Origin of the sequence: Streptococcus sp., from assembly GCF_030825805.1 — a bacterium.
Taxonomy (GTDB): Bacteria; Bacillota; Bacilli; order Lactobacillales; family Streptococcaceae; genus Streptococcus.
The window spans coordinates 1-23,866 of the sequence record NZ_JAPJPF010000028.1 but is presented as its reverse complement, the minus strand read 5'-3'; the positions used below and the strand labels follow the sequence as shown (position 1 = coordinate 23,866).

Genomic DNA, 23,866 nt, shown 5'->3' with positions numbered 1-23,866 from the left:
ATGCGGCAGCTCGTTTGAACGGACTTTCATACTCACAATTGATGCATGGTTTGAAATTGGCTGAGATCGAAGTTAACCGTAAAATGCTTGCTGACTTGGCTGTTAACGATGCAGCGGCTTTCACAGCTCTTGCAGATGCAGCTAAAGCAAAACTTGGTAAATAATTAATAAAGAGATCCGCATGGATCTCTTTTTCTTTGAGTGAAGGAATCGGCTGTGACAGTGTCATCTTTTTTTCTTGCTGATTTCGTGCTATAATGAAAAAAATTAGAAGGTTTTTGAAGGAGGACAAGACTGTGGGACATAAACGATTAGCTTGGGATGAGTATTTTGCGGCACAGGCTTTGTTAATATCGAATCGGGCAACCTGTAAGCGGGCCAAGGTGGGTGCTGTATTGGTCAAGGATCATAAGGTGGTTGCGACGGGCTACAATGGCTCTGTCTCTGGTACAGAACATTGCTTGGATCATGACTGTCTCATGGTGGAAGGGCATTGTGTCCGGACCCTCCATGCAGAGGTCAATGCGATTTTACAGGGAGCGGAACGGGGGATTCCCAAAGGTTTCACAGCCTATGTGACCCATTTCCCTTGCCTCAATTGTACCAAGCAGCTACTTCAAGTTGGTTGCAAGCGGGTTGTTTATATCCATCAATACCGCATCGATGAGTATGCCGAGTATCTCTACCGTGAAAAAGAAGTAGAGCTAGTCCATCTTCCATTGGAAGTGGTTAAAGAAGCTATTGCAGAGGCAGACTTTATTTAAGAATGGCTTGTTGTCTCACTAGCTACAATTAAAAAGAAAGCTCGTTTTTGAGTTCACGCTTCACTGATTCGTCTAGAGGAAGGAGATTGTGATGAACCGTAAAATTTGCTACCTCATTCTCTTACTAGTCCAGGTTCTTGGAGCTCTTTTTCAAGTATTTATGATCTTATCCGGAGAGCCTGGAAATGGAGAGAATCCCCCTATCATCTGGTTGTCAATCCTTCAGATTCTTTTATGGCTACTTATTCAAGTCTTTCTCACAGTAAAAATCTGGAAAGACCAGGGGAAGCAGGAAGGGCTTCTTATATATGCTCTCTTCCTAGTTCTCAGCATCTTTTGGCCACAAGAGGTTCCTATTGCTTTGTTTGGTACGGAGGTTGTGATGAGACTTTCTCAACTTCCAACCTTAGCCATTGTCCTGATAATGATCAATAAGGTGGAGTGGCCTCGTCTTCGTTCTTTGGTTGGTCAGGAAGGAACCTGGTATCCAATCGTTCCGTTGGTTTCCTTTGGGATTAGTATCTTACAATTGGTAGATCGGATTCCTGTTGTCTTACGCTTGTGGACTATATTGGATCATTCAAAATCTGACTTTTACTGGAGATTGTTTGAAGGAGTGGACCAAGAAGTCCTGCTAGTCATCTTGTTGTCCAGTTTCTTTGTCATTAAGAGTCAGAAGGTTCTATTTGTGCTCAGTTGCCTTTATGCTTGTTACTATCTTCCTTCTGTTTTGATAGATCTCCTCGTTTTAAAGACGACTTCACCCATTCCTTTTTACCATTCTGTTATTTCTCTTTACCTGGTATATAGACAGAAGGAAAGTTTGCAGAAGCTCTTTGGGGCTCGGTCAAGCGCCCTTTCGGACCAAGAAGGTGCTGCATGTGGAGATGAAGAAGAGGCAGCTGAGCAGTTAGAAAGTCAAAGAGGTTCGGATGAAGTGAGCTCCGGAAATAAGGAATCTTCTTCCTTATTATCCGATTTACTTTCTTACCCAAAACGATATGGCTATCCTAATGTATTCGTCTTGATGAAAGAAAAATTAGTCATCGCTCCTCTTGTTATGTTATTTGGGAACCAATCGAGTGATAGAAGTGAAAGAGTCGTAACAAAGGGCTTAGTGGCTTGGCAGGAAAGGCCTACAGTGGATGTGACAGTTGAGCAAGACAACAATAGCCAGCAGTCACTTGAGACATCTAGAGAGCCCCTTAACAGGAACTTAAGCAAGGAAGAAAATGCATCGTCTCCTTATTCCTATCTCTTTGCTCTTCCAAAATGGCTCGGTCTTACTTATTATGGCTTGGGCTTCGTCGGACTCATCTTGACCGGCACTTTTGCCTTCATGATTTTTTATGCAACGAGTATCCATTTGATCCTATTCACCATCGGCTTTGTCTCAACCCAGTTCGCTTTGGCGATAGATTCTCGACTACTTTGGGCATCAGCATGTATTTTCAACGGTCTATCAGCTGTTTATGGCTTGCTGTGGCCACTACAGGTCCTCTCTTTCTGTTTAGCCATCGATGTCCTACTGGGTGCTTTCTTTTGGGTGAAACGACCAAAGGATACTAAGGAAAATAGTTTTTGACAAGAAAAAAGGCTCTATCATTGTGATAGAGTCTTTATTTGTTATTTCACTTCGCCACCTTCAACAACGAGGTCATCTGCTTTTGCAGCATCGCCGTAGGTTGGGTGAAGAGTTTTTTCGTAAGCTTTGTGGAAGAAGTTCTCTTTTCCAAGCTTTTGAATGTCATCGTTAATGAAATCGAGGAGTTCTTTGTTTCCTTTTTGAACCGCTGGTGCAATAGTATCTGGATTACCAAGTGAAGTAATTCCAACTTCGTATCCTTTGTTTTCAAGGGCCCAAGCAAGGACTTCTGTGTTGTCTGTTGAGAAGGCATCGCCACGTCCATCTAGGAGAGCTTGATAGGCATCGCTGTATTGGTCATATTTTTGAAGTTTTACTTCTGGATGGTTCTTTTCAAAGTAGGTTTCAGCAGTAGTTCCCTTGGTTACGATCAAGGTTTTTCCTTCCAATTGTTTCACATCTGTGATGACCTTATCTTTAGGAGACACCACACCGAGTGAAACCTTCATGTAAGGAAGGGCAAAGTCTACTTGTTTCTTACGCTCATCTGTTACGGTGAAGTTGGCTAATGTGATATCCACTTTATTGGAGATCAAGTATTCCGCACGGTTAGCTGCATCCACTGATACATATTTCGGTTTGACACCAAGGTCTTTAGCTAATTGGTTTCCTAGTTCGATATCGTAACCTTGGTAGGATCCATCATTATCAACATAACCAAAAGGTTTTTTGTCTCCAAAGACTGCGATACGAAGCTCGCCACTTTTCTTGATTTCTTCAATGGTACGTGCTTTAGAGCCGGTAGAAGAAGATGATGACTTGCTAGAGCCACATGCAGTGATAAAGAGCAAAGCGAGAGCGAAGGTAAAAAGAACTAAAATTGGTTTAATGAATTTCATAAAAATCTCCTTTATAGATATGAGCCAAATTGGCTAAAGTCAAATACATTTAAAAATTCTTGTGCTCGTTGGGTTTGTGGGTTGGTAAAGAAGGAGTGAGCACTTCCTTCTTCGGCAATTTTGCCCTGATCCAAGAAAATGATCCGATCGGCAATGGCTTGTGCGAACTGTAACTCGTGGGTCACCAGAATCATGGTCCGTCCTTCTTGGGCCAGGTCGTTGATGAGTTCTAGGACTTCCCGGACCATCTCAGGGTCTAGAGAGGCTGTCACTTCATCGAAGAGGATAATTTCTGGATGCATGAGGAGGGAGCGGACGATGGCTACCCGTTGCTTCTGTCCACCAGACAATTGCCTTGCGTAGCTATGTTTCTTCTCCAAGAGACCGACCCGTTCCAGTAACTCTTCTGCTTCCTTGATGACTTCCTCTTTAGCTCGTCCTTGAGCTTTTGTAGGACCAAGAATCAAGTTTTGGAGGACGTCTAAATGGGGGAAGAGTTCATAACTTTGGAAGACCATCCCAATCTTTTGGCGGACCAGATGGAAGTCTTTTTGGTTTTTGGTTATGGATTGACCATCCAATAGGATATCGCCAGCTTGGATAGTTTCTAAGCCATTGATACAACGAAGGAGGGTACTCTTACCACAACCAGAAGGCCCCAAGACCACCACGACCTCCCCTTTTTGAACCTTGAGCGAAAGGCCTTGGAGGATAGGAGTGTCTCCAAAGGATTTTTTTAGGTCTTTGATTTCTAAAATGGTTTCAGACATATTAATTCCTCCAATGGTTTTCTAACTGTCCTGCTAATTTGGAAATAGGGAAGCAGATGATAAAGTACAAGACTAAAATGGTTCCATAAATCCAAAAAGAAGCGGTTGGGATGGTCAGGCGGTTGCTATCGATGATTTGTTGGCCGACCTTGGTAACTTCTACAACCCCGATGAGGACCACTAAGGAGGTTGTCTTAATCATACGGGTAATCAGGTTAATAGCTTGTGGAAGCAATCGTCTGAGAACCTGTGGGATGATAATGTAGCGGTATAGTTGAACCTTGCTTAATCCTAAGGCTTGTCCACTTTCAAACTGGTGTTTTGGAAGAGAAGTGATGGCCCCTCGAACCAAATCCCCCATCTCAGCCGTTCCCCAAAGGGTAAAGACGATAATGGCTGAACTTTCACCAGAAATGTTTATGTTGAAATTGCGGGCCAAACCGAAATATACGATAAAGAGCAAGACCAACTGGGGCATGATCCGAATGAATTCCAGATAAAAGCGAGTGAGCAGACGAATGACTTTTGAATGAGAAGTCATGACGATTCCAAGTAGGGTTCCAAGGATCATGGATAGGAAGACAGAGATAATGGAAATCCCAATGGTCACGCCCAAGCCTTGGAGTATCCGAAGGAGATTATTTCCCTGAAAGAGTACTTGGATTCCCGAATCCTGCATGGCGTAATCTCCTTTCTATCCAACTAAAGAGAAGTGAAATCGGTAGTAAGAGAAGCAGATAGGCAATGACCAACATGGTCAGGGCGATATCTGTCTCGTAATAGAGTCCGATCAAATCTTTTGCGACATACATGAGGTCAGCTAAAGCGACAACAGAGAATACAGAGGTCTCTTTAATCAGGAAAATGACATTGGCACTAAAGGAAGGCAGAGCCACTGCGGTCGCTTGTGGTAGGATCACATAGCGAAAGACCTGTCTAGGTGTTAGCCCAATGGAGAGACCGATTTCATGCTGAGTTTGACTGACAGCTTCTAGACCGCTTCGGAAGGACTCAGCCATATAGGAACCCCCTAAAAAGATGAGACCAATGGTTGCACAGACTTCTGAAGAAAGGACGATACCTATCCTTGGTAAGCCAAAGTAGAGGAAGAAGAGCTGAATCAAGAGCGGTGTATTTCGAGAAAGTTCGATGTAACAACCAGCTAGTTGACTTAAAATCGGTAGACGATAATGTCGGATGATACTGACAATCAGTCCTAAAAGAAATGAACCTAAAATCCCCCATACAGCAATGTGAAAGGTCAAGAAAAAGGCCTGCTGGTAGAGTGGAAAATATTGTTCAACAATTGACCAATCCAAAAATGATTTCCTCCTCTCTAATGAGCAAGGAAAAAAGAAATGCTACCTTACTGATTAGAAAATAATACAGTCATTGTAACACGAAAAAAATCATTTGAATAATATGGATAATTTATCAAGCTGATAGATAAAATTTATCACTCATCATAGCCGATGAAATGAATCATCAAATGCGGTATAATAGGAGTAAGAAACGCCAAATAACTTAAGCTTGTAAAAGAGGATGGATAAAGATGACAGATCAAGATCCAAAGTATCAATCAAACCAAGAGCATAATAATATACCTGAGGGGGTTGTTCAGTCACCAACGATGGAACAAGGTCCAGAAAAACCAGTTCAGCCACCTATGATGGCACCAGGTGTAGAAAAACCTGCTCCTAATACAGGGCTTCTAACTTTTGTATTTCTCCTAAACATCGGCTATCATGGACTGTTTATAGGCAGTGCTCTGATGGTAGGAGGATGGGCAATTGCCTTCCTATTCTTTTTGGGATTACATCTGATTTCTTATATTATTGCCACAGTCCTGCTTGGCATTGGAAGGATATTCGCCAGTAAGGAGATTCTATTTGTCTCTGTAGCTTTCTTTTTCATCTCTATGTTTTTAGCTGGTGATCCGGATTGGTTTCTATTTCGAATTCCATCTATCATTTCCACTATCCTTGTCTTAATAGGGACCTTGCTACTGTAAGGACTAGGGATGGATAGCGGTTTAACTACAAGAGATATAGTTTCAAACTATATCTTTTTCTTTTTATAAAAATAGGAATATTGGTGCAAAATCGTGATATAATAGTTTAGTTATATGGTCCCGATAAGGTGGTAGAAAGCATCTACCAGTTCTTTGTAACTCTATAACGATTATTTTTTAAGGGGGGACATTTTTATGTCAGAACGTAAATTATTCACGTCTGAATCGGTATCTGAGGGGCATCCAGATAAGATTGCAGACCAAATTTCAGATGCTATTTTAGATGCTATTTTAGAGCAAGATCCAGAAGCACACGTTGCTGCTGAAACAGCTGTTTATACTGGTTCAGTGCATGTCTTCGGTGAGATTTCAACGACTGCTTATGTGGATATTAACCGTGTGGTTCGTGATACGATTGCAGAGATTGGGTACACCAATACAGAATATGGATTCTCTGCTGAGACGGTAGGAGTACACCCATCTTTGGTGGAACAATCTCCTGATATTGCCCAAGGGGTTAATGAAGCCTTGGAAGTTCGTGGGAATGCAGATCAAGATCCACTTGATTTGATCGGAGCAGGAGACCAAGGTCTCATGTTTGGTTTTGCAGTGGATGAAACAGAAGAACTCATGCCATTACCTATCTCACTCAGCCACAAGTTGGTTCGTCGTTTGGCAGAGCTTCGTAAGTCTGGTGAGATTAGCTATCTTCGTCCAGATGCTAAATCTCAAGTTACTGTTGAATATGATGAAAATGACCGACCAGTGCGCGTGGATACAGTCGTTATTTCAACTCAACACGATCCAGAAGTGAGCAATGAACAAATCCACCAAGATGTGATTAACAAGGTCATCAAGGAAGTGATTCCAGCTTCTTATCTGGATGATGAAACAAAATTCTTCATCAATCCAACTGGTCGTTTCGTTATCGGAGGACCTCAAGGAGACTCAGGTTTGACGGGTCGGAAGATCATCGTGGATACCTATGGTGGGTACTCACGTCACGGTGGTGGTGCCTTCTCTGGTAAGGACGCAACTAAGGTGGACCGTTCAGCTTCTTATGCAGCTCGCTATATCGCTAAAAACATTGTTGCTGCAGGTCTTGCTAAGAAAGCAGAAGTGCAATTGGCTTATGCGATTGGGGTGGCTCACCCTGTGTCTGTTCGTATCGATACTTTCGGTACAGGAACAGTTGCTGAAAGCAAATTAGAAGCAGCAGCGCGTCAAATCTTTGACCTTCGTCCTGCAGGGATTATTCAAATGTTGGATCTCAAACGTCCAATCTACCGTCAAACAGCGGCTTATGGACATATGGGACGGACGGATATCGATCTACCATGGGAACGTTTGGACAAGGTAGAAGCCTTGAAAGAAGCAGTTAACTAAGGATATAGAAAGGAGGCTGGGACAAAAGTCCTAGCCTCTCAATTATCTTTGGATTGTCGAGCAAGACGCAGTGGTTAAGTGGGCTCTACTACGCTGATTTCATCAGCTTTTACAACCCTACTCAACTGTGCGGAGGTGGGACGGCGAAATCGAATTCTAACGAATTACCGATTTCTGTCCCACTCTCTTTTTATGAAATTAATCTACAAATGTAAACGAAATGATTGACAAACAAAATGGAAGGTGTATAATGTAACTACAAATGTAAATTAATTGTTCTTGATGAGAGCTAGAAAGGTAAAAGAATGGCAAAGATTTCAAGTGCGGAATGGGAAGTCATGAGAGTTCTCTGGACTAAGGGGGAAGCGACTTCTACAGAAATAACCAAGATTCTCTCCACCAAGCAGGACTGGTCAGCTTCGACGGTGAAAACCCTCTTAGGACGATTGGCTGATAAAGGCTATTTGACAAGTCGAAGAGAAGGTCGAACCTATTTGTATCAGGCCATCCTCAATGAAGAAGAGGCAAATTTTACAGCTGTCAATGAAGTTTTTAGTAAGATCTGCTTGACCAAGCATGGTCACATATTGGAGCGATTAATCCAGCAAACCCCTATGACCGAGGAGCAAATGAAGGGGTTGCAAGACCTCCTGGCTTCGAAAGTGAGCGTGGAGCGGGTTCAATGTGATTGCCAACCTGGCCAGTGTCACTGTGCCAGTCATGTGGAGGAAGATAAATGAAAGAAGAAACTTTTGTCATCAATGGGATGACCTGTGCATCCTGTGTGATTAATGTGGAGAAAGCTGTTAACCATCTTGAGGGTGTTGAAAAAGCGACAGTGAACCTAACCACTGAAAAAATGACGGTTGAATATCAGGGGGAACCTTTGAGTCCAGAGGCTATTTCAAAAGCAGTAGCGGACGCCGGTTATGAGGCAGTAGTATACAATCCAGATACAGCTAAGAGCCAAGAAGAGCGAGAAGGTGACAAGCTACAATTGATCCGAAAACGCCTCTTTTGGTCTTCCATCTTCACCCTGCCTCTCTTTTATCTAGCAATGGGCCCCATGATTGGCCTACCAGCACCTGCATTTGTTTCACCTGGTCGAGCACCTGTGGCTTATACTCTTGTTCTTTTGTTCTTGACCATTCCCGTGATGATCTTTGGACGAGCCTTTTATCGAAATGGCTTCCGAACCCTTCTAAAAGGCCATCCCAATATGGATGCTTTGGTAGCTCTAGCGACTAGTGCAGCCTTTCTTTATAGCCTTTATGGGACTTATCACATATTGCTTGGTCACCACCATCACGTGCACCAGCTTTATTTTGAATCTGTAGCCGTGATCCTGACCCTAATTACTCTGGGTAAATATTTTGAAATGCTATCAAAAGGGCGTACTTCTCAAGCCATTAAAAAGCTCATGCATCTGGCGGCTAAAGAGGCAACGGTCCTACGTGATGGAAAGGAAGTGAAACTACCTGTAGAAGACTTGGTCATTGGAGATCAGATCCTGGTCAAACCAGGTGAAAAAATAGCCGTTGATGGTCAAGTGGTTTCCGGACAATCAGCCATTGATGAAAGCATGCTGACGGGTGAATCTATCCCCATCCAAAAAACTGAAGGCAGTCCAGTTTACGCAGGTTCCATTAATGGACAAGGTAGTTTGGTTTATCGGGCTGAGAAAGTTGGTCGGGATACCTTACTAGCACAAATCATTCAGCTGGTGGAAGATGCCCAACAAACCAAAGCACCGATTGCCAAGATTGCGGATCAAGTGGCAGGGGTCTTTGTCCCAGTAGTCATGGGGATTGCCCTCTTATCAGGTCTCTTTTGGTACTTCATCATGGGTGAGACCTTCACCTTTGCTATGACGGTAACAATTAGTGTCTTGGTCATTGCCTGTCCATGTGCTCTAGGCTTGGCGACTCCGACAGCCATCATGGTGGGGACAGGATTAGGGGCAGAGCATGGGATCCTCTATAAGAGAGGGGATGTCCTTGAGTTAGCTCACCAAGCGCAAGTCTTGGTCTTCGATAAAACGGGGACCATCACTCAAGGTAAACCTCAGCTGTCTTCTTCTTATACCTATGGTCAGAAGAACCATGCCTTACAACTCCTAGCTTCTCTGGAAGCCAAGTCCGAGCATCCATTGGGACAAGCTATTTTGGATGCTGCGAAAGAAGAGCATATAGACTTATTAGAGATGAAAAACTTCTCTAGTCTAACAGGAAGGGGCCTCACTGCTAACTATGGTGGGAAGGTTTATCTGGCTGGGAATCAAACGCTCATGGATGAGGAAGGAATCGATATTCATCTTGCCAAGGCTGACTTGGAGGACTTAACTCAGGATGGACAAACCCCGATTTTCTTAGCTGAAGATGGACAACTCTTGGCCCTATTTGGGGTAGCAGACCGGATTAAGGAAGATAGTTTAGAAATGGTTGCTAGCCTAGAAAAAATGGGCAAGGAGGTCATCATGCTGACTGGGGATAATGAACGGACTGCTCGAGCGATTGCCAAGAAGGCTGGAATCCAGCAGATCATCAGTCAAGTGCTTCCTCAAGAAAAATCACGGGTGATCCAAGATTTGCAAGCAGAAGGCAAGTCTGTGATCATGGTGGGAGATGGAATCAACGATGCACCAGCTCTTGCAACTGCGGATATCGGGATTGCCATGGGATCTGGGACAGATATCGCCATGGAAAGTGCCGATATCGTCGTCATGAAACCGCAATTGATGGATGTCGTCCGGGCTTTGGAAATTAGTCGTTACACGATTAAGACCATCAAGGAAAACTTGTTCTGGGCCTTTATCTACAATGTTTTAGCCATTCCGGTGGCGATGGGCCTTCTCTGTCTCTTTGGTGGCCCGCTCTTAAACCCGATGTTAGCAGGTCTAGCCATGAGTTTTAGTTCAGTATCGGTTGTACTGAATGCTCTAAGATTAAAGAGAAAAAAATTGTAAGAACTAGGAGAAAAATTGCCTCCTCGAGTAAAAGAAGGGAAAATAATTATGTCAAAAACATACGAAATTAGTGGAATGAAATGCCAAGGTTGTGCCAATGCTGTCACTGAAAAATTATCCGCAGTAAAAGGTGTGGAAGAAGTAAGAGTCGATATAGAAAAAAATCAAGTAACCATTGAGGGGAAATCTTGGAAATGGTCCTTGAGCCGAGCTCTAAAAGGCAGTAAATACGAACTAGGAAATGAAGTGAAATAAACTCAGGAAAGGCGGTCCGAAAAGGGCTGCCTTTTTTAAAAAACAACAATAGAACACATAAATAAATTAGTCTTGCAAGCAAAAATATAAAAAAATAGTAAAACATATAGTTGAGGTTTTCTAAGGATTGGATTGACCGATCAAAAGATAAGAAGTAGTGGAAAATGAAGCGTTTTTATGATATAATAGATGCGGTAATTTTTTACCGAATGATTGAAAGAGCTTATACAAATTTACATGAAAAAAATTATAATTAATGGTGGTCGCCCTTTAAAAGGTGAGGTGACCATTAGTGGTGCAAAAAATAGCGTGGTGGCCCTTATTCCAGCGACTATTTTAGCAGACGAAATTGTGACCCTTGATGGTGTTCCAGATATTTCAGATGTGGCTAGCTTGATTGACATTATGACCCTCATGGGGGCAAAGGTGGAGCGAGATGGGGAGACTCTTATTATCGATCCACGTGGTGTACAAGATATGCCAATGCCATTTGGTAAGATCAATAGTCTTCGCGCTTCTTACTATTTCTACGGAAGTCTTTTGGGACGTTATGGCCAGGCAACTGTCGGTCTACCAGGTGGATGTGATCTAGGTCCACGTCCCATTGATCTGCATTTGAAAGCCTTTGAGGCGATGGGTGCTAAGATGACTATGGATGGTTCGAGTATGAACCTTTCCACAAATGGACAGCGTCTTCGTGGCGCAGCTATCTATATGGATACGGTTAGCGTTGGAGCAACTATTAATACCATTCTAGCAGCTGTTAAAGCGGAAGGTCGTACCGTTATTGAAAATGCTGCTCGTGAACCTGAGATCATTGACGTCGTGACCCTTCTCAATAATATGGGAGCACACATTCGTGGTGCGGGTACAGATATCATTACCATTGAAGGAGTGGACTATCTCCACGGGACGCGTCACCAAGTGATCCCCGATCGCATCGAAGCAGGGACTTATATCGCTCTTGCTGCTGCTGTAGGAGAAGGGATTCAAATTACGAATGTCCTCTACGAACACCTAGAAAGCTTTATCGCTAAGTTGGAAGAAATGGGCGTTCGGATGACGATTTCTGAGGATAGTGTGTTTGTTGAAAAGCAAGAAAATCTGAAAGCTGTTCACATTAAAACCTCTCCTTACCCTGGATTTGCAACTGATTTGCAACAACCCTTGACTCCATTGCTCTTGACAGCTAATGGAAAGGGAAGCATCGTAGATACTATTTATCAAAAGCGGGTCAACCATGTGGCTGAACTGATGCGCATGGGAGCGACCATTGAAACAGTTGGTGATCACATTGTTTACCAAGGACCAAACCAATTAACAGGAGCTCCAGTTAAGGCGACAGACTTGCGTGCAGGGGCTGCCTTGGTGATTGCCGGTTTGATGGCTCAGGGTAGAACGGAGATTACCAATATTGAGTTTATCCTTCGCGGCTATTCGCATATTATTGAAAAATTGCAACAATTGGGAGCTGACATCGAGCTGATTGATGAAGCATAACGAACGATTTTTATGAACATTTGGACGCAACTAGCAGCATTTTCATGTTTTGAAACAGAGCGCCTCTTCTTGAGGCCCTTTCTATATAGTGATGCGGCTGACTTTTATGCCATATCCTCCAATCCAGAGAATTTGCCTTTTATTTTCCCAGCACAAACGTCCCTAGAGGAATGCCAGTATGTCTTGGCCAATTATTTTCTAAAGAATCCTTTGGGAATATGGGCGATTTGTGACAAGGGAACAGACCGTGTGATTGGATCGATTAAGTTTGAAAAGTTGGATGAAATTAAGAAAGAAGCTGAACTTGGTTATTTCTTACACAAGGACTATTGGGGTCAAGGCTTCATGACAGAGGTTGTCAAAGAGATTACCTTCTTGTCCTTCCAGGAATTTCATCTCAAACAAGTCCGAATCATTACCCATGTTGAAAATATAGCCAGTCAACAGGTGGCTTTACATGCCGGTTATAGTTTGAAACGGCAATTCAAGGGAAGTGACCGCTATACCCGAAAGATGCGGGATTATTACGAGTTCTGCATAGATAGAGGAGATCTCAATGAGTAAACACCAAGCGATTTTAGATTATTTGGAGAAACTACCCATTGGCAAACGTGTCAGTGTGAGAAGTATCTCGAATTATTTGCAGGTGAGTGATGGGACCGCCTATCGGGCCATTAAAGAAGCTGAAAATCGTGGAATTGTTGAAACGAGACCTCGTAGTGGGACAGTTCGTGTCAAGTCCAAAAAGGCAGTCCTAGAACATCTGACTTTCCGAGAGATTGTAGAAATTACCGGTTCGGAAGTCTTGGCAGGAAAAGAAGGGCTAGAACGAGAGTTCAACAAGTTTTATATCGGGGCCATGACAGAAGAGCATATTTTAGATTATGTCTCTGAAGGTGGACTCCTCATTGTGGGAGACCGGACCAATATCCAGCGTCTGGCCCTCCAACACGACAATGCTGTTCTTGTAACCGGTGGCTTTGACGTCGATCCTTCTATTTTGGAACTGGGTCGCAGTGGTCAAACTCCTATCTTACGTACCAAGCATGATACCTATACCGTGGCGACCATGATCAACCGTGCTCTCGCCAACATGCAAATTAAAACAGATATTCTAACGGTCGAACAAGTCTATTCGCCTATGCATGAATATGGTTTTTTACGGGAAACAGATACCGTACGAGATTATTTGGACTTGGTAAGAAAAAGCCGGTTTAGTCGTTTTCCTGTCGTCAATCAGCACCAGATGGTTGTTGGAGTGGTGACCATGCGAGATGCCGGAGACAAGACACCCCAGACAACTCTGGACAAGGTCATGTCCCGTAGCGTTTTTACGACAAACCTATCCTCTAGTATCGCCAATGTCAGTCAACGCATGATTGCAGAAGATTTTGAGATGATCCCTGTTATTCGCAGCAATCAGACCCTATTAGGGGTTATTACTCGTCGTGCGGTCATGGACCGGATGAGCAAGGAGCAATTGTCGGGCTTGCCAACCTTTAGTGAACAAATCAGTCAAAAAGTAGTTCTTCAAGCCAATCATTTTGAATTGACGGTTGAACCGAGTATGTTAGAAAAGAGTGGTGTTCTCTCGAATGGCGTTCTCACTGAAGTTCTAACAACAGTCACTCGCCAGCTCATGATGAATTCTGGAAAAAATTTAATTATCGAACAGCTCTTGGTCTATTACCTCCAAGCTGTTCAAGTGGACGATACCTTGCGGATTGAAACGCGTATTGTTCGCCAGACTAGACGATCGGCTATTATAGATTTTGATTTGTACTTGAATCTGCAGTTAGTTACGAAGGCCACCGTCACTTTGAAAATTAATTAGAATGGAAGTAGGAAATAGATGATTACATTGAAATCACAGCGTGAAATCGAAGCCATGGACCGTGCAGGAGACTTTCTTGCTAGTATCCATATTGGCCTTCGGGATTTGATCAAACCAGGTCTCGATCTGTGGGAAGTCGAAGAGTATGTTCGACGTCGCTGTAAAGAAGCCAACGTCTTGCCCCTTCAGATCGGTGTAGAAGGAAGCTTGATGGACTATCCCTATGCGACTTGTTGTGGGATCAATGATGAAGTGGCTCACGCCTTTCCTCGTCACTATGTCTTAAAAGACGGTGACCTCTTAAAGGTGGATATGGTCTTGTCTGAACCCTTAGACAAGTCTGTTGTTGATGTCTCAAAATTAGACTTTGATAATGTTGCACAGGTGAAAAAGTATACAGAAAACTACTCTGGTGGTTTGGCTGATTCTTGTTGGGCCTATGCAGTTGGTAATGTTTCCCAAGAGGTCAAAGATCTCATGGATGTCACCAAGGAATGTCTCTATAAGGGGATTGAACAAGCGGTTGTCGGAAATCGTCTGGGTGATATTGGAGCAGCGATTCAAGAATATGCTGAAAGCAAAGGCTATGGTGTAGTACGCGATTTGGTCGGTCACGGTGTAGGACCAACTATGCATGAAGAACCAATGGTGCCTCATTACGGACGTGCAGGACGTGGCTTGCGCTTACGTGAAGGGATGGTACTCACCATTGAACCAATGATTAATACCGGAACTTGGGAAATCGATACCGATATGAAGACAGGTTGGGCCCACAAAACCCTTGACGGTGGACTTTCTTGTCAGTACGAACATCAGTTTGTTATTACTAAAGATGGACCGGTTATTTTGACCAGTCAAGGCGAAGAAGGAACCTATTAAAACAAGTAGAGAGGAAAGAATGGAGCTGAAGATAAATAACGGTTTCGCTCTTTTCTCTTTTTATGACTTTGTTTAGGGGAGGATAGATATGAAAAAGTTTCTAAAATGGCTAGGCCAACGACCGTTTATTAAGGGGTTCTTGCGCTTTTATATGGCCTCTGAATCGGACATCACAAGTATAGCAGTGGCCTATTATTTATTGATTTCCATTCTCCCTTTATTGTTGATTGCAGCCAATATCCTTCCTTACTTCCAGATTCGTCCGACTCAGATTTTGCTAACCTTGCGTGAAGTATTACCTGCTTCCATGTACCGCATTGTCTTGCAAGTGATTTCATCAGTGCTTACCAAGCCGTCTACTGGTTTGCTGAGTTTCTCCATCATTTCGGCTTTATGGGTCTCCTCACAGTGTATCGCTTACCTGCAGAGAGCCTTCAATAAAAGTTATGGAGTGGAGAAGGAGAGGGGGATTATCTGGGCGAGAATCTTCAGTATTTTGATTAGTTTTGCTCTGCAAGGTCTGTTCGGTCTATCTCTGGTTTTGACCATGTTTGGCCGTATGATTATTCGTTCCGTCTATGAAATTTTCAAGTTTGACGAAAGTATCTACCTTCGCCTCTTAAATATTTCAGGACCTTCGGTTTACTTCCTGCTCTTTTTAACCTTGCTCTTGCTCTATTACACCCTACCCAATATCAAAATTCCAAAGTTTCGCTATGTCTTTCCGGGAGCCATCTTTGTGACGGCAGTCCTTTATTTGACCTTGAATATTTTCTGGAAATATGTCGACCACTACATCACGAGTTTCCTAGATGCTCGTTTCTTCGGGTCAGTCCTTTTAGCGGTCATTATGTTCTGGTTTATCCTGGTAGCTAAGGTGTTGATTATTGGCTGTATCTTAAATGCTAGTATTCAATATGCGATTGAAGCGAGATTTGAAACAAAAGATGGGGATGTGGTAGCCAAGTACAAGTCTTCTAAGGTAGCTTTTCACCAAAAAGAGGCGTCATTCAAGCGTCGTTTCCATCTTAAAAACTTGAGAAAAAATCAGGAGTGATGTTAAAGAATAAAATAGGAACAAGCCGGTTTTCAGCCGGCTTTTTGTTTTATGTGCATTTAGTTGCATTTGCAACAAAAATGTGATAGACTCCTTATAAAGGAAAGGAGGAGCAGATGAAGGTTCTAAGAGAGATTGGCATCATAGCCCGAGCCTTAGATTCGATTGCCAATATTGAGTTCCGAGACTTGGAACTGGCAAGAGGCCAATACCTATATTTAGTACGGATTGGGGAGCAACCAGGAATTATTCAAGAGGAGTTATCCGATTTATTAAAAGTGGACCGCTCAACAGTAGCCCGCTCTGTTAAAAAATTAGCTGATAAAGGATTTATCCGAGAATTAAATGATCCTTCCAATCAAAAGATAAAAAAATGGATCCTGACGGAAAAGGGTCAAGCACTTTATCCTTTTATCCTTGCTGAGCATGCTTATTCTGAGAACACTGCCTTAAAAGGTTTTTCAAAGGCAGAAATCCTTCAATTAGAAGAATGGCTTGCTAAAATGAGAGAAAACGTAGCAGCGGATTGGGAGCAAGTGAAAAAAGGTCAAAAAAGAAACTATAGTGAGGTAAAGAAATGAAATTTACAGTAGATCAAGCATTTTGGGATTTGTTTCCCCAAGCAAAAGTAGTGGTGATGACAGTAGAAGGTATCGACAATCATGTTGACGAGAGCAAGGATCCTTATTTTAAGGATCTGCTCGACAAGGGAGTCGCACGATCAAAAGAATATATTGATGAAGATCAGTTCACTGCTAGTCCAGTCGTTCAGGAATGGCGACAGGCTTTTACCAAATTTAAGACCAAAAAAGGTGCACGTTCGTCAATCGAAGCCTTATTGAAACGTGTGTCGCAAGGACGGGAGTTTTATCCCATTAATCCTTTGGTTGATCTCTACAATAGTGTTTCGCTAGCCTATGCTATCCCCTGTGGTGGTGAGGATATGGAAAAGTTAGCTGGAGGCTTATCCTTAGGAAAAGCTAAGGGGGGAGAGACATTCTTCCCGCTAGGAGCTGAGGAAGACGCTCCGGCTTTGCCGGAAGAGATCATTTATTATGATCAAGAAGGTGCTGTTTGTCGTTGTTTAAACTGGCGGGAAGCCCAAAGAACCATGCTGACAGAAGAAACGCGACAGGCTATTCTTGTGATGGAGGCAGTGACTGAAGAACAAGCAGAACGGGCCAAAGAAGCGATGGACGAATTAAAAGGCTTGGTCAAGGACTATTTTGGTGTGGAAGGAAAAATCTCTTATTTGAGTGCCCAAGAAGCTAGTCTGGAAGTATAAAAAATACCGTCAGAGACCATAAAGGTTCTGACGGTTTTTCTTGGTTATTTGGAGCTTATTTCTTATTTCGGAAGACAAACAGTTTGCTAAAGACATAGTTCAAAATGACAATCATAAATTGGGCGGCAAAGGTTTCGATGGTATTAATTGCCGTCCGATTCATATTGACGAACTGACCAATGATTTGCGGATACTGGGTTACAAAGATGGTGGTCATCAGGAGGTCCAGCACGAGAGTTCCCATTCTAGCAAAAGAGAAAACAATCAACCGTTTCAACCAGCCTTTTCTTTCTTGTTTAAAGACAATCGTATCATTGGTAGCAAAGGCAAAAAGAATTCCTGCAATATTTCCAATCAAGGTAGCTAATTGTTCCTGGTCTGTCAGTTGGAAAACAATCAGCCGAGTAGCAACAGAAACAATCGTTGTAGCAACACCAAAAATCAGGTAGGCTAAGATTTCATTATCAAAGATTCGATTAAGTAGTTTTTTCATACAATTAGTCTATCATAATTTCCTTATTTATGCTATACTTATAAAGTTGATTTGCTGCTTTGAAATCTATTAGTTTGGGTCATCGGCAAAGATCAACCCTTGGTGCTTAGCTTCTTTCACCAAGCATATTATACGCGGGAAAACCGCTAAAGGAGAAAACGATGAAAAACTATACTGTTCGTGACTTGGCACAGATTGCCCTAGTTGCAGCTCTCTATGTGGCCTTGACCATTACGCCCCCGTTGAATGCCATCGGAAGCAACGAGATCCAATTCCGTGTTTCTGAAATGCTCAACTTCATGGCTTTCTACAACCGAAAATACATTTGGTCTGTTACCATTGGGTGTATGATTTCTAACTTCATGAGTTATGGAATTATCGATTTGATCGTTGGTGGTGGATCTACCTTGGTCTTCGTAACACTTGGGGTTTACCTATTTAAACGATTTGAAAAGGAAGAGCTCTTTAATGGATGGATTCGCAAGGATCATTTCTTATTTTCAATTTTCTTTGCCCTCTCTATGTTCACGATTGCCTTAGAATTGCATATTATAAACGAAACACCATTCTTCTTGAATTGGTTGACTACTGGTTTGGGTGAATTCGCTTCTCTGATTGTCGGAGCGATTCTGATCAAACGAATTTCAAATCATATTGATTTAACTCAATAAATTAAGAGTCTGAAGCCTTGCTTCAGGCTTTTTTTGCTCATTGAAATAGGATTTCGGCCGGGTAGTAAAAAAATGCTTTTTTTCTAGTGGGAAGTAGTCAAACAGGCCACAGTAAAGCGTTTTTATGGTAAAATAGAAGTATGGAAACCAGAATAAAAGAGTTAGTAAATCTACTCAACCAATATGCGGAAGAATATTATACCAAAGATGCTCCCTCGGTATCTGATCAAGAATATGATCGTCTATACCGAGAACTTGTAGAATTAGAAGAAGCCCATCCAGAATTGGTTCAACCCAATAGTCCAACTCATCGAGTCGGAGGAACCATTCTCAAAGGGTTTGAAAAATACCAGCATACTTACCCACTTTATAGCTTGCAGGATGCCTTTTCTTATGAAGAATTGGTGGCCTTTGACCAACGGGTTCGCAAGGAATTTCCATCTGTCACCTATGTATGTGAGTTAAAAATAGATGGCCTATCTATTTCACTTTCTTATGTCGATGGTGTCCTCGAAACTGGTGCTACACGGGGGGATGGGAGCATTGGAGAAAATATCACCGAAAACCTTAAGCGAGTTCGCGATATTCCTCTAGTCTTACCGGAACCTCTTACATTAACTGTTCGCGGAGAATGTTATATGCCCCGTGCGTCTTTTGATGCCGTAAATTTGTCCCGCCAAGAAAATGGAGAGGCAGAGTTTGCGAATCCTCGAAATGCGGCAGCCGGTACTCTTAGACAGTTGGATACGAAGATTGTTGCGGAGCGTAAGCTCGCGACCTTCCTCTACCAGGAAGCTAGTCCTACTGATCAAGCGACCCAAGAGAAGGTATTAGCCAAATTAAACCGCCTCGGTTTTGTCGTCAATCCTCATCACAAGACAGCGACTAGTATCGAGCAAGTTTGGACCAATATTCAAGAAGTGGCAGCCATGCGAGACCAGCTTCCTTATGATATTGACGGGGTCGTGATAAAAGTAAATGATCTAGCTGTTCAAGAAGAACTTGGTTTTACCGTCAAGGCTCCCAAATGGGCAGTGGCATACAAATTCCCAGCTGAGGAGAAGGAAGCAAAACTCTTGTCAGTTGATTGGACAGTCGGTCGGACTGGAGTGGTGACACCAACGGCTAATTTGACGCCAGTTCAGTTGGCAGGGACGACGGTTAGTCGAGCTACTCTCCATAATGTGGATTACATTGCTGAGAAAGATATTCGCAAGGATGATACGGTCATTGTTTATAAGGCCGGGGACATTATCCCAGCTGTCTTGCGTGTTGTCATGGATAAACGAGTATCGGAAGAGCGATTGGAGATTCCAAGTCACTGTCCGAGTTGTCAGAGCGAGCTCCTTCATTTTGAAGATGAAGTGGCCTTGCGTTGTATCAATCCCCGCTGTCCGGCTCAAATAAAAGAAGGACTCGCCCACTTTGCTAGCCGAGATGCCATGAACATTACAGGCTTGGGGCCAGCAGTGGTTGAAAAACTGTTTGCTAAAGAACTGGTTCAAGATGTAGCAGGTATTTATCGCCTGACCGTGGATGATCTCTTACAATTGGATGGATTTAAAGAAAAATCTGCCCAGAAATTAGTAGACGCTATCCAGACATCAAAGGGGAATTCTGCTGAAAAACTATTGTTTGGTCTGGGAATTCGTCATGTGGGAAGTAAGGTTAGCCAGCTCTTGCTACAGGAATTCCATTCCATTCCAGCTATAGCAGATGCAGAGGTTGAAAAGATTGCGGCGATAGACAGTTTAGGAATGGTGGTTGCTGAAAGTCTTAAGCGTTATTTTGCCCAGAAAGGCTCTCAACTTCTTTTAGAAGAGCTTAAGGATGCTGGGGTAAACTTAGATTACCTTGGACAAAAGGTTGCAGCAGATGCACCATTGTCTGGTAAAACAGTTGTCTTAACCGGTAAACTGGAACGTCTGACACGTTCGGAAGCTAAGGCTAAATTAGAAGCCTTAGGGGCTAAAGTCACAGGCTCCGTATCCAAGAAAACAGACCTATTAGTTGCAGGTAGCGATGCGGGAAGTAAATTAAGCAAAGCGCAGGAATTATCGATTGAAATACAGGATGAAGCCTGGCTTGAAAGTTTATAGAGGCATGTATGGAAAATAAGATTAAAAAAGCACGAGTGATATATAATCCGACTTCTGGTCAGGAAATCATTAAAAAGAACATCGCAGAAGTCTTGAATGTGTTAGAGGATGTAGGCTACGAAACAAGTGCCTATCAGACCACTCCTGAGCCCTTATCAGCCCAGTTAGAAGCAGAGCGAGCTGCAAAAGCCGGTTTTGATTTGATCGTTGCTGCTGGAGGAGATGGAACCATTAATGAGGTGGTCAATGGGGTTGCTAGCCTTGAACATCGTCCAAAAATGGCTTTTATACCTACTGGTACAACCAATGATTACGCACGTGCTCTGAAGATTCCGATGGGAGACCCAGTCGCAGCTGCACGGATCATTGAGAAGAACCAAACTATTCAAATGGACATTGGCCGTGCTTACGGAAGTAAATATTTTATCAATATTGCTGCCGCAGGAACCTTGTCCGAATTAACCTTTAGCGTTCCAAGTGAAGTGAAATCACGCTATGGCTACTTTGCTTATGTGGCCGAAGCTGTGAAAAAATTTCCTAAAAATAAAACCCGCAAGGTACGGATTGAACACGACAATGGGGTCTATTTTGGACCAGTTTCTCTTGTCTTCGTGGCTTTGACCAATTCAATCGGTGGCTTTGAAAGTGTGGCACCAGATGCTAAACTTGATGATGGGAACTTTACCTTGATCTTAGTCAAAACAGCTAAATTATTTGAAATGCTGTCTCTCATTATGCAAGCTGTAAATGGTGGGAAACACGTTAATGATTCAAATATTGAATACCTCAAAACCTCTAAATTAAAAATTGAAGTTTTGGATCAGAAAGAAGAGTTCAAGATTAATTTAGACGGCGAATACGGCGGAGATACACCGGTAGAACTGGAAGTTTTCCACAATCACTTAGAATTTTTTGCCAACATCGATGAAATTAATGACGATGCTCTGGTCCGTTCAGAATATAAATCAGAAGAATAATGGAGAATCATTGCTGAGAGTGGGTAATGCCAGTTTCTTCATACATAGTTAATTAGGAAATAGGAAATACAATACGATGCATCAGTATCAAGTGAAAATCCACTACCATCATCCCGTAGGTGATTATTTTGCCCGTGATATGTGGAAGTGGCATGAAGGAGTATGGGGAGAGGAAGTCTCTTTCTCCAAGCTCGATTATTTTGGAGTTGAGGGGCTCCTAGTTTATAACTGTGAGACACCTCAACACATTGGCCATGTCATCATCAAGGAAGGAAACTGGCTTAGTCAGTCGGATGAATACCATATTGAGCTTTTACCAGAAGGGAAGGTGCGGGAAGTCTGGTTGATTCAAGGAGATGACACTGTTTATTATTCCTTACAGGCTGCAATGACCAGTCATGAATACAGCCGTCGGAAGCCACACGCTTTTGATATGGCGACGCATTATCAAGAATTTGATGCCAAATGGGGCTATCAGGGTTGGTTGGGATATCGCCAGCAAGATGATGATTACCGCTTTAAACTTTGGGCGCCTACTGCCAATAAAGTAGACCTTCTTATCTATGATTCTGTCGCCAATGACAGCAAGGTCTGGAAGATTGTCCCAATGGTTCGTGGTCAGAGAGAATCTAGCGACCATGTTCGCAATAACTGTGGTGTCTGGTATGCGGATGTTATGGGAAATCTCAGTGGACTAGCCTATCAGTATAAGGTTTATTTTGATTACCATACAGAGGTTGCGCGTGATCCTTATACGATCGCTACCAGTGAAAATGGGAAAAAATCTGCCATTCTTTCTCATCAGGATTGCATCTTCCCTGCCTTTCAGTCAGAAGTTTATGAAAAGGCTGACTGGCGTCTGGATAATCCTTGTCAGGCGGTTGTCTATGAAATGCATGTCCGGGATTTGACCATCTCTCCGACCTCCGGTGTGGATGAAGCCTATCGAGGAACCTACCGAGGAGCTCACCAGACTGGGACGAAGAACGCCCAAGGGGATGCCACAGCCTTTGACTATATCAAGGAATTAGGGGTCAATGTAGTTCAACTGCAACCAGTGACCGACCGTTATAAGACCTATGATGAAGAGGGGAATGTCATCTACAATTGGGGCTATGATGTGCAGAATTACTCTGCTCCAGAGACTAGTTACTCGACCAAACCTCACGATCCTAAGACCACCATGCGCGAGTTAAAAGAAATGATACACGCCTATCATGAAGCGGGTATTTCGGTAGTCATGGATGTGGTCTATAATCATATCTATTCAACAGAAGATGGAGCTTTCCAAACAACCGTTCCTGATTATTACTACCGGATGAATCCAAATGGATCCTTCCAAAATGGTACAGGAGTTGGGAATGAGACGGCCAGTGAGCATGAGATGTACCGCAAATTCATGATTGATTCCTTGACGTATTGGGTAACAGAATATAAGATTGACGGTTTCCGCTTTGACTTAATGGGGATTCACGATGTGGATACTATGAATGAAATCCGTGAAGCCATGGACGCGATTGATCCACGGATTCTCCTTTATGGAGAAGGTTGGGATATGGGGACAGGGTTGGCTCCAGAAGATAAGGCCAAAAAGGACAATGCTTATCAAATGGCCCAAGTCGGTTTCTTTAATGATACCTCTCGAGATGCCATTAAGGGAGCTGAAGTCTTCGGATCCATTAAACGTGGGTATGTCAGTCGCAAGTCTACAGAAGACATCATTGCGCGTTCCGTTCTGGGAAGTGCAGAGTTGGGATCATTCCTAACTCCAAGTCAGGTCCTCAACTATGTAGAAGCCCATGACAATTACAACCTCTACGATTTGCTTTCTTATGTCCATCCAAATGATTCTCAGGAAAAAATTAAGAAGCAGGTAGAAATGGCGACAGCCATGAATCTCCTCTTCCAAGGGATGGCCTTTATGCAGGTTGGACAAGAGTTCCTACGAACCAAACTAGTTGCAACGGGCGAAGATGGGGAAGTGACACCTAAAGATCGAGAACGGGCCATGAATTCTTATAATGCACCTGATGCTGTCAACCAAGTCGACTGGAATCTAGTGTCTGTAAATAAGGATACTGTTGACTATGTTCGCCAATTGATTCATTTGAAGAAGACCCTGCCTGCCTTGTCCCTTGAATCTTATGAGGAAATCTACCAACATGTCTTCGTGCATACAGCAGATATGGGCAGTGGTGTTGTTGTCTTTGAATTAAATTGGGACAAACACTACTATGTCATTTTTAACACCAGTGGACTACCATTCTATCTCCAGAACGCAGATCATCTTGAGCTCCTTGTTGGAAATAGTCGAAATAAACGTCCATTCTATGTTGAGAATTTAACAGCTTCCATCTTTGAATGGAAGAAATAAACAAAAAAATGAGGCTGGGACAAAAGTCCTAGCCTCTCAATTGTCTTTGGATTGTCGAGCAA

General features: G+C 42.9%; 24 protein-coding genes and 1 riboswitch. Of the genes, 19 read left to right on the top strand and 5 right to left on the bottom strand.

The genetic code is table 11. The annotated features are described in order from the left end of the window. From RCH62_RS05685 to RCH62_RS05675, 3 genes are all read left to right on the top strand, one after another. A partial coding sequence (locus RCH62_RS05685; RefSeq protein WP_306474820.1) for a 50S ribosomal protein L20 occupies window positions 1–164 on the top strand: 164 nt, incomplete at its 5' end. 132 nt (window positions 165–296) lie between these two features. After that, the gene (locus RCH62_RS05680; protein ID WP_023023644.1) at window positions 297–764 is read left to right on the top strand and encodes a cytidine/deoxycytidylate deaminase family protein; all 468 of its coding nucleotides are present in this window, start codon (window positions 297–299) and stop codon (window positions 762–764) included. Window positions 765–855: 91 nt separating this feature from the next. Next, on the top strand, window positions 856–2,349 hold the full coding sequence (locus RCH62_RS05675) for a hypothetical protein (protein ID WP_140814099.1): 1,494 nt from the start codon (window positions 856–858) through the stop codon (window positions 2,347–2,349). A 41-nt stretch (window positions 2,350–2,390) separates the two neighbouring features. On the opposite strand, the gene RCH62_RS05670 is transcribed toward RCH62_RS05675, so the two are convergent. From RCH62_RS05670 to RCH62_RS05655, 4 genes are read right to left on the bottom strand one after another with little or no spacing between them, the layout of a single operon-like run. After that, on the bottom strand, window positions 2,391–3,248 hold the full coding sequence (locus tag RCH62_RS05670) for a cysteine ABC transporter substrate-binding protein (RefSeq protein ID WP_048716914.1): 858 nt from the start codon (window positions 3,246–3,248) through the stop codon (window positions 2,391–2,393). 11 nt (window positions 3,249–3,259) lie between these two features. After that, a complete protein-coding gene (locus RCH62_RS05665; protein WP_048688064.1) occupies window positions 3,260–4,018 on the bottom strand; it encodes an amino acid ABC transporter ATP-binding protein in 759 nt (252 codons plus the stop codon). Window position 4,019: 1 nt separating this feature from the next. Next, window positions 4,020–4,697, bottom strand: a complete 678-nt coding sequence (locus RCH62_RS05660; RefSeq protein WP_140814098.1) for an amino acid ABC transporter permease — start codon at window positions 4,695–4,697, stop codon at window positions 4,020–4,022. Next, window positions 4,657–5,337 (bottom strand): amino acid ABC transporter permease, encoded by a 681-nt coding sequence (locus tag RCH62_RS05655; protein ID WP_048716920.1) that lies wholly within the window; start codon window positions 5,335–5,337, stop codon window positions 4,657–4,659. The genes RCH62_RS05660 and RCH62_RS05655 overlap by 41 nt, the downstream gene beginning before the upstream one ends. A 233-nt stretch (window positions 5,338–5,570) precedes the next feature. On the opposite strand from RCH62_RS05655, the gene RCH62_RS05650 reads away from it, so the two are divergent. The 12 genes from RCH62_RS05650 to RCH62_RS05595 all read left to right on the top strand — a co-directional run bounded on the left by RCH62_RS05650 (window position 5,571) and on the right by RCH62_RS05595 (window position 17,190). Beyond that, on the top strand, window positions 5,571–6,029 hold the full coding sequence (locus RCH62_RS05650; RefSeq protein ID WP_306474819.1) for a hypothetical protein: 459 nt from the start codon (window positions 5,571–5,573) through the stop codon (window positions 6,027–6,029). Window positions 6,030–6,224: 195 nt separating this feature from the next. After that, window positions 6,225–7,415, top strand: coding sequence for a methionine adenosyltransferase (gene metK / locus RCH62_RS05645; RefSeq protein ID WP_048688076.1), 1,191 nt, complete (start codon window positions 6,225–6,227; stop codon window positions 7,413–7,415). 305 nt (window positions 7,416–7,720) lie between these two features. Next, complete coding sequence (locus tag RCH62_RS05640; protein ID WP_048716931.1) at window positions 7,721–8,155, top strand: CopY/TcrY family copper transport repressor; 435 nt, start codon at window positions 7,721–7,723, stop codon at window positions 8,153–8,155. Further along, a complete protein-coding gene (locus tag RCH62_RS05635; RefSeq protein WP_306474818.1) occupies window positions 8,152–10,380 on the top strand; it encodes a cation-translocating P-type ATPase in 2,229 nt (742 codons plus the stop codon). Before RCH62_RS05640 ends, RCH62_RS05635 begins: the two co-directional genes overlap by 4 nt. Window positions 10,381–10,428: 48 nt before the next feature. Then, window positions 10,429–10,635 (top strand): copper chaperone CopZ, encoded by a 207-nt coding sequence (gene copZ, locus RCH62_RS05630; protein ID WP_048688240.1) that lies wholly within the window; start codon window positions 10,429–10,431, stop codon window positions 10,633–10,635. Window positions 10,636–10,872: 237 nt separating this feature from the next. Continuing rightward, window positions 10,873–12,135: a UDP-N-acetylglucosamine 1-carboxyvinyltransferase gene (locus RCH62_RS05625; protein WP_306474817.1), complete on the top strand. Its 1,263-nt coding sequence runs from the start codon at window positions 10,873–10,875 to the stop codon at window positions 12,133–12,135. Window positions 12,136–12,147: 12 nt separating this feature from the next. Continuing rightward, a complete protein-coding gene (locus RCH62_RS05620; RefSeq protein WP_236127910.1) occupies window positions 12,148–12,699 on the top strand; it encodes a GNAT family N-acetyltransferase in 552 nt (183 codons plus the stop codon). Continuing rightward, window positions 12,692–13,969 (top strand): CBS-HotDog domain-containing transcription factor SpxR, encoded by a 1,278-nt coding sequence (gene spxR / locus RCH62_RS05615; RefSeq protein WP_006596063.1) that lies wholly within the window; start codon window positions 12,692–12,694, stop codon window positions 13,967–13,969. The genes RCH62_RS05620 and spxR overlap by 8 nt, the downstream gene beginning before the upstream one ends. 18 nt (window positions 13,970–13,987) lie before the next feature. After that, window positions 13,988–14,848, top strand: coding sequence for a methionyl aminopeptidase (locus tag RCH62_RS05610; RefSeq protein WP_048789126.1), 861 nt, complete (start codon window positions 13,988–13,990; stop codon window positions 14,846–14,848). Between the two features lie 88 nt (window positions 14,849–14,936). Beyond that, entirely contained in the window at window positions 14,937–15,905 is a 969-nt protein-coding gene (locus tag RCH62_RS05605) for a YihY/virulence factor BrkB family protein (RefSeq protein ID WP_048789125.1), read from the top strand. Window positions 15,906–16,021: 116 nt separating this feature from the next. Then, entirely contained in the window at window positions 16,022–16,486 is a 465-nt protein-coding gene (locus RCH62_RS05600; protein WP_048688103.1) for a MarR family winged helix-turn-helix transcriptional regulator, read from the top strand. After that, window positions 16,483–17,190, top strand: coding sequence for a B3/4 domain-containing protein (locus RCH62_RS05595; RefSeq protein ID WP_306474816.1), 708 nt, complete (start codon window positions 16,483–16,485; stop codon window positions 17,188–17,190). Before RCH62_RS05600 ends, RCH62_RS05595 begins: the two co-directional genes overlap by 4 nt. Before the next feature lie 55 nt (window positions 17,191–17,245). On the opposite strand, the gene RCH62_RS05590 is transcribed toward RCH62_RS05595, so the two are convergent. Continuing rightward, window positions 17,246–17,683: a GtrA family protein gene (locus RCH62_RS05590; RefSeq protein WP_048688108.1), complete on the bottom strand. Its 438-nt coding sequence runs from the start codon at window positions 17,681–17,683 to the stop codon at window positions 17,246–17,248. Between the two features lie 28 nt (window positions 17,684–17,711). Continuing rightward, a riboswitch (PreQ1 riboswitch) is annotated at window positions 17,712–17,847 on the top strand. On the opposite strand from RCH62_RS05590, the gene RCH62_RS05585 reads away from it, so the two are divergent. The 4 genes from RCH62_RS05585 (at window position 17,845) to pulA (ending at window position 23,804) form a co-directional block, all read left to right on the top strand. Continuing rightward, on the top strand, window positions 17,845–18,354 hold the full coding sequence (locus RCH62_RS05585; RefSeq protein WP_048688111.1) for a QueT transporter family protein: 510 nt from the start codon (window positions 17,845–17,847) through the stop codon (window positions 18,352–18,354). (Overlaps the previous riboswitch by 3 nt.) Before the next feature lie 140 nt (window positions 18,355–18,494). Beyond that, on the top strand, window positions 18,495–20,453 hold the full coding sequence (gene ligA / locus RCH62_RS05580; RefSeq protein WP_306474815.1) for an NAD-dependent DNA ligase LigA: 1,959 nt from the start codon (window positions 18,495–18,497) through the stop codon (window positions 20,451–20,453). Between the two features lie 8 nt (window positions 20,454–20,461). Further along, entirely contained in the window at window positions 20,462–21,430 is a 969-nt protein-coding gene (locus tag RCH62_RS05575; protein WP_306474814.1) for a diacylglycerol kinase family lipid kinase, read from the top strand. Window positions 21,431–21,506: 76 nt separating this feature from the next. Beyond that, the gene (gene pulA, locus RCH62_RS05570) at window positions 21,507–23,804 is read left to right on the top strand and encodes a type I pullulanase (RefSeq protein ID WP_306474813.1); all 2,298 of its coding nucleotides are present in this window, start codon (window positions 21,507–21,509) and stop codon (window positions 23,802–23,804) included. Window positions 23,805–23,866 lie beyond the last annotated feature (62 nt).